This window comes from Achromobacter colocynthidis (assembly GCF_057334535.1).
Map to the genome: position 1 here is coordinate 66,905 of NZ_JBHFIZ010000025.1, position 7,509 is coordinate 74,413.

A 7,509-nucleotide genomic window follows, 5' to 3' on the forward strand; every position below is an offset into this window, starting at 1 on the left:
TGAAAGCTCCTAGAAATGTTAAGCAGCACTGCTATCAGGTTGATTGACGTCGCGACGGGCGGAGACATCCTCGGACAATCGCGCGACGAATTCGTCGTATGCGATGGCGCCAAGGTCCAATCCACCCAGACCGCGAACGGCTACGGTGCCATTTTGTTTTTCCTTGTCGCCGACGACAAGAATGTACGGCACCTTTTGCAGGCTGTGCTCCCGGATTTTACGAGTGATTTTTTCACCACGCAAATCGGACTCTACTCTAAAGCCTTGTTTTTTCAGGCTTTGTGTTATTTCAGCCGCATAATCGGCCGAAGGTTCGGAAATGCAGCATACAACGGCTTGCACCGGAGCCAACCAGGGCGGCATCGCGCCGGCATGGTTTTCGATCAACATGCCGATGAATCGCTCAAGCGAACCCAGGATGGCACGGTGCAGCATGACCGGCGGACGGCGCTGGTCGTTCTGGTCGACATACTCGGCGCCCAGGCGTACCGGCATCGAGAAGTCGACCTGAATGGTACCGCATTGCCAGTGGCGGCCGATGGCGTCTTTCAGGGTGTATTCCACCTTGGGACCGTAAAACGCGCCTTCCCCCGGGGAAATCTCGAATTCGCAGCCCGTGCGGCGCAGGCTTTCCATCAGGGCCTGCTCGGCCGTATCCCAGACTTCGTCCGACCCGATGCGCTTTTCAGGGCGCGTGGCAACCTTGTACAGCACTTCGGTGAAACCGAAGTCGCGGTAGACCTTTTGCAGCAATGCCGTGAAGTCGGCGCATTCGTCCTGCAACTGTTCTTCGGTACAGAAAATGTGGCCGTCGTCTTGCGTGAAACCGCGCACGCGCATCATGCCGTGCAGCGAACCCGAGGGCTCGTTGCGATGGCACTGGCCGAATTCGCCGTAACGCAGCGGCAGTTCGCGATAGGAATGCAGGCCGGCGTTGAAAATCTGCACGTGGCCCGGGCAGTTCATGGGCTTCAGGCCGTAGACGCGGTTCTCGGACTCGGTCGTGAACATGTTTTCACGATAGTTGTCCCAGTGACCGGTCTTTTTCCACAGCGAGATGTCCAGGATTTGCGGCGCCTTGACTTCCTGGTAGCCGTTGTTGTTGTAGACGGAGCGCATGTACTGCTCCACCTGCTGCCACAACGCCCAGCCCTTGGGATGCCAGAAGATCAAGCCCGGCGCTTCATCCTGGAAGTGGAACAGGTCAAGTTCGCGGCCGATCTTGCGGTGGTCGCGGCGCTCGGCCTCTTCCAGCATGTGCAGATAAGCTTCCTGTTCTTCCTTGGTGGCCCAGGCCGTGCCGTAGATGCGCTGAAGCATCTCGTTCTTGCTGTCGCCGCGCCAATAGGCCCCAGCCACTTTCATCAGCTTGAAGACTTTCAGCTTGCCCGTGGACGGCACGTGGGGGCCGCGGCACAGGTCGATGAAGTTGCCTTCGCGATACAGGCTGAGCGGCTCGTTCGACGGAATCGACGCGATGATCTCGGCTTTGTACTTTTCGCCAATGCCCTTGAAGAACTCGACGGCGTCGTCGCGCGACCATTCTTCGCGCGTCACGATTTCGTCTTTCTTGGCCAGCTCGGACATCTTCTTCTCGATGGCCGTCAGGTCTTCGGGCGTGAACGGACGCTTGTACGAGAAATCGTAGTAGAAGCCGTTGTCGATCACGGGGCCGATGGTGACCTGGGCATCCGGGAACAACTCCTTCACGGCATAAGCCAGCAGGTGGGCCGTGGAGTGGCGGATCAGGTCCAGGCCGTCGGCGTCCTTGGCGGTGACGATTGCCAGGCGCGCATCGCCTTCGATGCTGAAGCTGGTGTCGACCAGCTTGGAGTCGGCGCCTTCAAACGTCACGCGGCCGCCCAAGGCGGCCTTGGCCAGGCCCGTACCGATCGACTGCGCCACTTCGGCGACCGTGACCGGCCCCGGATATTGGCGTTGCGAACCATCGGGCAATGTGATCTGTACCATCGGGAGTGCTTCCTGGGGTTCTTGGGAACGAGAAAATCAATAAACGAAACGGAAACGAAAAACGCGGCCTGAGAGCCGCGTTTTTTGGTTGTCTTGCTGAGTCCTGCCGCTGACCTGACACGGTGGAACCCGACGCACGAAAAACTAACGCGACATAGGGCGAAAGTTCCGGGTCGTAGTTCGTGCCAGCGGGAAAAACATGATTCTAAGCCTGTTGAAACGCGCCCAAGGCGGCGCGATACATATTGAACAATCAAGTTTGAGCCATCGATTCACGCTGGAACCACGCGGGGAAAACCCCGGACACCAACGGAACGAGTGCAATTAACGTTGCCGATTGTAGCACCCTTTGCGCCCCCTCCCGAATACCAGCAATTGCCACCCCTTGCCGGGGAGTAGGCCGAATGCGCGTCCGGAGGTGCAACGGTCTGATTTTCGCGTGATTCCTATCCGGACAGCCGCCCGAAAACGTAACCTTCCATCGCAAATTTACGACTGACCGCGGAGCGTGCTCCGGACTTCAACTCTAGCCGGCTGAACCCGCCACCAACGTCCTTTTTCCCGGCTTGTGGAGCATCGATGAAAGCTGTCCCAAAACTTGTGACCAAAGCGGCAACGCTTTCAAACCCGTCTCGCTGCGGCGACGGCGGCAGCCGCTCAGGCGGGCGTCGGCACCTGCTGCTGTCGCGCCTGCCCTCGGTCATCAAGGTTGCAATACTTGACGACCATCCGGTCGTGGCGCTGGGCGTCGGCGCGTACCTGGAAAGCCGGCCGGGCTTTCGGGTGCTGCATCGCGAAACGTCCGCCCGCGCCTTGCTGGAAAAACTGAGCAAATCGCCCTGTGACGTCGCCCTGGTCGACTTCTATCTGCCCCAGGAACCCTGGGACGGCGTCAATTTCCTGCGCCGCTTGCGGCGCTACCACCCTACCCTGTCGATCATCACGTTTTCGGCCGGCAACCGGCAGGAAACGCAATACGCCGCCTACCGCGCGGGGGCCAACGGCTATCTTGCCAAGCAATGGGGCATGATGCTGCTGCCCGAGATCATTCGAGGCGTGCTCAGCGGCAAGGATGATTTTCTTTCAGTGCAAGACGGCAAGATCCGCCCGCTTCTGCCGACCAACCCGCACGCGATGCTGACCACGTCGGAAGTCGAAATTCTGCGTCACATCAGCCAGGGGCTGTCGGTCACGCAGATTGCGGCGCGGCTCATGCGTAGCAAGAAGACCATCAGCACCCACAAGCGCCCCGCCATGCGCAAGCTGCAGTTGGCCGACGACCTGTCGCTTGCGCTCTACCTGCGCGAAAAGTTCGCCGAATGAAGCCGCCGCACGGCGACGATCCCAGGCCTCGATCTCAAATAATGCGGGAATAGCTGGCGGTGCTGCTGACGCTGCCCAGATAGCCGTCAAACACCATCGCGACGGCCCGCACAAAATACCAACCCAACCCGGTCACCTGCACATCCCCCGCCCGCAGGTTGACCAGCCCCAACTCGGCCAGATTGGCCATCTGCAGCAGTTCGCGGCTGAAATAGTCACCGAAACGCAACCCGTGACGCGCTTCAACCGTGGCGAAGTCCACGCGCCCCTGGCACATGATGTCCATGATGACGTCGCGCCGCACCAAGTCGTCGGGCGACAGGGTCAGGCCCCGTTCGACCGCGAAATGTCCGGATTCGATCGCGCCGTAGTAGGCATCCAGCACCTTTGCGTTCTGGCTATATGTGTTGCCGATGCGACCGATGGCGGACACGCCCAGCGCGATCAGGTCACGGTCAGGCTGCGTGCTGTAACCCTGAAAATTGCGATGCAGTTCACCGCGCTGCCTGGCGATCGCCAGCGCGTCGGTGTTCAGCGCGAAATGGTCCATGCCGATGTAGGTATAGCCCTGTTGCAAGAAGCCATCGATGGCAGACCCCAGCAGGCCGACCCGCGTTGCGCGCTCGGGCAAGTCTGCTTCATTGATGCGGCGCTGGGGCTTGAAGCGCTCAGGCAAGTGCGCGTAGGCGTAGAGCGCGATGCGGTCGGGGCGCAGCGCCACCACCTGCTTGATCGTGCGCGCGAAAGATTCTGTGGTCTGCAAAGGCAGGCCGTAGATCAAATCCATGTTGACCGAGTCATAGCCCAGCGCGCGGGCGCTTTGCATCAGCGTCCGGACATCTTCGAAGGACTGCACGCGATGCACTGCCTTTTGCACGCGCGCATCGAAATCCTGCACGCCGAAGCTCAGCCGGTTGAATCCCAATTCGCGCAAATGCGCCAGGCGTTGCGGCGTGGCCGTGCGGGGATCGACCTCGATAGAGATCTCGGCATCCGGCGCAAACTGGAAAGCCGCCCGCAAGTCCTGCATCAGACGGGTCAGTTCGTTGTCGGACAGAAAGGTTGGCGTGCCCCCGCCAAAATGCAGTTGCGACACGGGAACGCCCGCGCCAAGCTCGTTGACGTGCAGCGCAATTTCGCTTGCCAGCGCATCCAGGTATCGGGCGGCGCGGTCGTGATGCCGGGTCACCACCTTGTTGCACGCGCAGTAATAGCAAACCGAATCACAAAACGGAATGTGCACGTACAGCGACAGGGGCTCGGTCGGACAGGTGGCGGGGCCGCTGTCGCAGCGCGAGCCGATAGTCTTGTTCGCCAAAGTTGCCGTGATAGCGGTCGGCCGTGGGATACGACGTGTAGCGCGGCCCGTTCTTGTCCAGCCTGGCCAGCAACTGAGGGGGAAAAAAAGGCGCGGCGGCGACAGGCGCGGGCGGCGATTCGGATGGGCGTAGGGCGGCTTGCATACCCGCGATTATTCGCCCATGGCTGCCGCCGCATCTTGATCTGGCGCAAACGCTGCCCGCACCCGCGCGCGGGACTCGCCCGGACCTTAAAATGCCCCCTTTCACGTTGCATAACAAGGACGCCTCATGGGCACTGAACTGGACGGCCGCCTGCTGGCCATGCGCCAGGCGCTGGCAATTGCCATCGCCCTTTCCACCCGCAGCAGCCCCCAAGCCACCGACATGGCACTGGAACTGCTGAACGATCTGAAGGCAAGCATGGACAACGCGCCTTCCGACAGCCCCTTCGAAAAGCCCGAATGGGTCGTCGGCGCGCACGACGAACTGGACGGTATTGCCCGCCTGGTTCGCGCTTTCACGCAGACGCCGGAACCCGACGGCGACAACGAACCGCAATAGCCCGCCGCACGCTTCCTAACTGGCCTGACCACCAGATAGGAAGACGTGGAATCCCTCTGATCGTTTTCCCTGAAAACGCGATATTTCCCTTCTATTTCAATGGCGACGTGCCTATATTGGTGGCCTGACCACCAGGCCATATCAACGTCCCATTGATGAGCACCTTCCAGGCTGTCGCCGCCACCCGCCTTTACCGCATGATCGCCGACCAGATCGCCGGCCGCATCCGGGCGGGTGACTTTGCTCGGGGCGGACGCTTGCCGTCTGAACGCGAGCTGGCGGAACAACTGCAAGTCAGCCGGGCCTCCATCCGCGAAGCGTTGATTGCCCTGGAAATCGAAGGCTATGTGGAAGTGCGGGTGGGCACGGGCGTGTTCGTCACCATCGCGCCCGACGGCGCCGCGTTTCCCGCCCTGCCCGCCGGCGGCGCGGCCGTACCAGCCGGGCAGGACGACATCGGCCCCTTCGACCTGCTGGAAGCGCGCATGCTGATTGAACCGGAATGCGCCGCGCTGGCCGCGCACCAAGCCACCCCCGCGCAGATTGCCGTCATCCGCGACGCCCACGCCGCCATGTCATTGACCGAGTCGCCCGGCGACCACGACCGCGCGTTTCACAGCGCCATTGGCGCGGCCTGCGGCAACGCCGCGCTGGCCTCGGCCGTGGCGCACTTGTGGAACCTTAGCCAATCCAGCTCGGTGTACAGCCGCATGCAGGACTACTTTGTCACCACCCGAGCCTGGGCCGCCGCCCACGCCGAACATCAGCGCATCCTGACCGCCATCACGGCGCGGGATCCCATCCGCGCGCGCCACGCCATGCACACGCATCTGTTGGGCATCCTGGCCAGGCTGCGCGAAGACTTCGACTCACTTTCCGACCATCGAGGCGCCCCATGACATCGTCTTCCCTGTCCATCAATGGCCAACGGCTGTGGCAGTCCTTGATGGATCTGGCGCAAATTGGCGCTACCCCCAAAGGCGGCAACTGCCGCCTGGCGCTCACCGCGCTGGACGGCCAAGGCCGCGACCTGGTCACCGCCTGGATGCGCGAAGCAGGCCTGACCGTCAGGGTGGACCAGGTCGGCAATATTTTTGCGCGCCGCGCGGGCAGCAACAACGACCTGCCGCCCGTCATGACCGGCAGCCACATCGATACGCAGCCCACCGGCGGCAAGTTCGACGGTTGTTATGGCGTGCTGGCCGGGCTTGAAGTGATGCGCACCTTGAACGATGCCGGCGCGCAGACCGAAGCGCCGCTGGAACTGGCCATCTGGACCAACGAGGAAGGATCCCGCTTTGTGCCCGTGATGATGGGGTCAGGCGTGTTCGCCGGGAAATTCCCCTTGGAGACGGCCCTATCAGCGCAAGACGCCCAGGGCATCGCCGTGCGCGACGAGCTTGCGGCCATTGGCTATGCGGGCACGGACCCGGTGGGCGGGCGCCCGGTGGACGCCTACTTCGAAGCCCATATCGAACAAGGCCCGATCCTTGAGCACGAGGAAAAGACCATCGGCGTGGTGACCGGGTCACTTGGCCTGCGCTGGTACGACATCACCGTAACGGGCATGGAAATGCATGCCGGCCCCACGCCGATGGCGATCCGCCGCGACGCGCTGTTTGCCGCCAGCTTTCTGGTGCAGGCGGTGATCAACATTGCCAACGCGCATCAGCCGCACGGACGCGGCACGGTGGGAGAAATCCACGCGCACCCCGGATCGCGCAACGTCATCCCGGGCCAAGTCCGCTTTACCGCCGACCTGCGCCACGAAGACGAAGCCACCTTGACGCGCATGGACCAGCAATGGCGGCGCGCCTGCGATGACATCGCGGTGGCCCACGGCGTGCAGGTCGATTTGAAAGACGTGCAGTATTTCCGCCCGACACCGTTCGACACCGACCTGGTGGACAAGGTGCGTCAGGGCGCGGCGCAGCGCCACCTGCCCGCCATGAACATCGTGACGGGCGCCGGACACGATGCGGTCTACATGGCCGCGGTGGCGCCGACCGCCATGATCTTCGTGCCGTGCAAGGACGGCATCAGCCACAACGAAATTGAAGACGCGCAGCCCGAGCATCTGGAAGCCGGCTGCAACGTCCTGCTTGACGCCATGGTGGCGCGCGCCAACGCCGCGCGCTAGCGGCCACGTTTCAATCCGATCAATGCACCGCCCTTGCCGACGTCCTCAGGCACGCCGCGGTGCACCGCCGATTTCGCCGCAATGGTGCGCGGCCTGCCTTACCCAGCACCTGTACGAAGCATGGCTGTAGCGGCTTCACCTGTAGTACCCCTGAGAAACCCAGGTGGCACAAGGTTTGCTTGTCAAAGCACGGCATCCGCCCCGCAGCGGCGG

General features: G+C 62.3%; 5 protein-coding genes and 1 pseudogene. 4 read left to right on the top strand and 2 right to left on the bottom strand.

What is annotated here, in order from left to right:
* Positions 1-18 precede the first annotated feature (18 nt).
* Positions 19-1,971: a threonine--tRNA ligase gene (gene thrS, locus ACE04A_RS11160; protein ID WP_259249169.1), complete on the bottom strand. Its 1,953-nt coding sequence runs from the start codon at positions 1,969-1,971 to the stop codon at positions 19-21.
* Between the two features lie 579 nt (positions 1,972-2,550).
* Between thrS and ACE04A_RS11165 the strand changes: the two genes are divergently transcribed.
* Positions 2,551-3,294: a response regulator gene (locus ACE04A_RS11165; protein ID WP_448719158.1), complete on the top strand. Its 744-nt coding sequence runs from the start codon at positions 2,551-2,553 to the stop codon at positions 3,292-3,294.
* A gap of 34 nt (positions 3,295-3,328) precedes the next feature.
* Here ACE04A_RS11165 and hemN read toward each other — a convergent pair.
* Positions 3,329-4,757 (bottom strand): annotated as a pseudogene (gene hemN, locus ACE04A_RS11170) (oxygen-independent coproporphyrinogen III oxidase).
* Positions 4,758-4,883: 126 nt separating this feature from the next.
* On the opposite strand from hemN, the gene ACE04A_RS11175 reads away from it, so the two are divergent.
* The 3 genes from ACE04A_RS11175 (at position 4,884) to ACE04A_RS11185 (ending at position 7,296) form a co-directional block, all read left to right on the top strand.
* Complete coding sequence (locus ACE04A_RS11175) at positions 4,884-5,156, top strand: hypothetical protein (RefSeq protein ID WP_438858595.1); 273 nt, start codon at positions 4,884-4,886, stop codon at positions 5,154-5,156.
* Between the two features lie 155 nt (positions 5,157-5,311).
* Positions 5,312-6,055: a FadR/GntR family transcriptional regulator gene (locus ACE04A_RS11180; protein WP_485813310.1), complete on the top strand. Its 744-nt coding sequence runs from the start codon at positions 5,312-5,314 to the stop codon at positions 6,053-6,055.
* A complete protein-coding gene (locus ACE04A_RS11185) occupies positions 6,052-7,296 on the top strand; it encodes a Zn-dependent hydrolase (RefSeq protein WP_448719161.1) in 1,245 nt (414 codons plus the stop codon). Before ACE04A_RS11180 ends, ACE04A_RS11185 begins: the two co-directional genes overlap by 4 nt.
* The last annotated feature ends 213 nt before the right edge of the window (positions 7,297-7,509 follow it).

Coding starts and splice junctions, on each gene's coding strand:
- ACE04A_RS11175 (WP_438858595.1), top strand. CDS start 4,884: ATGGGCACTGAACTGGACGGCCGCCTGCTGGCCATGCGCCAGGCGCTG.
- ACE04A_RS11165 (WP_448719158.1), top strand. CDS start 2,551: ATGAAAGCTGTCCCAAAACTTGTGACCAAAGCGGCAACGCTTTCAAAC.
- ACE04A_RS11180 (WP_485813310.1), top strand. CDS start 5,312: ATGAGCACCTTCCAGGCTGTCGCCGCCACCCGCCTTTACCGCATGATC.
- ACE04A_RS11185 (WP_448719161.1), top strand. CDS start 6,052: ATGACATCGTCTTCCCTGTCCATCAATGGCCAACGGCTGTGGCAGTCC.
- thrS (WP_259249169.1), bottom strand. CDS start 1,971: ATGGTACAGATCACATTGCCCGATGGTTCGCAACGCCAATATCCGGGG.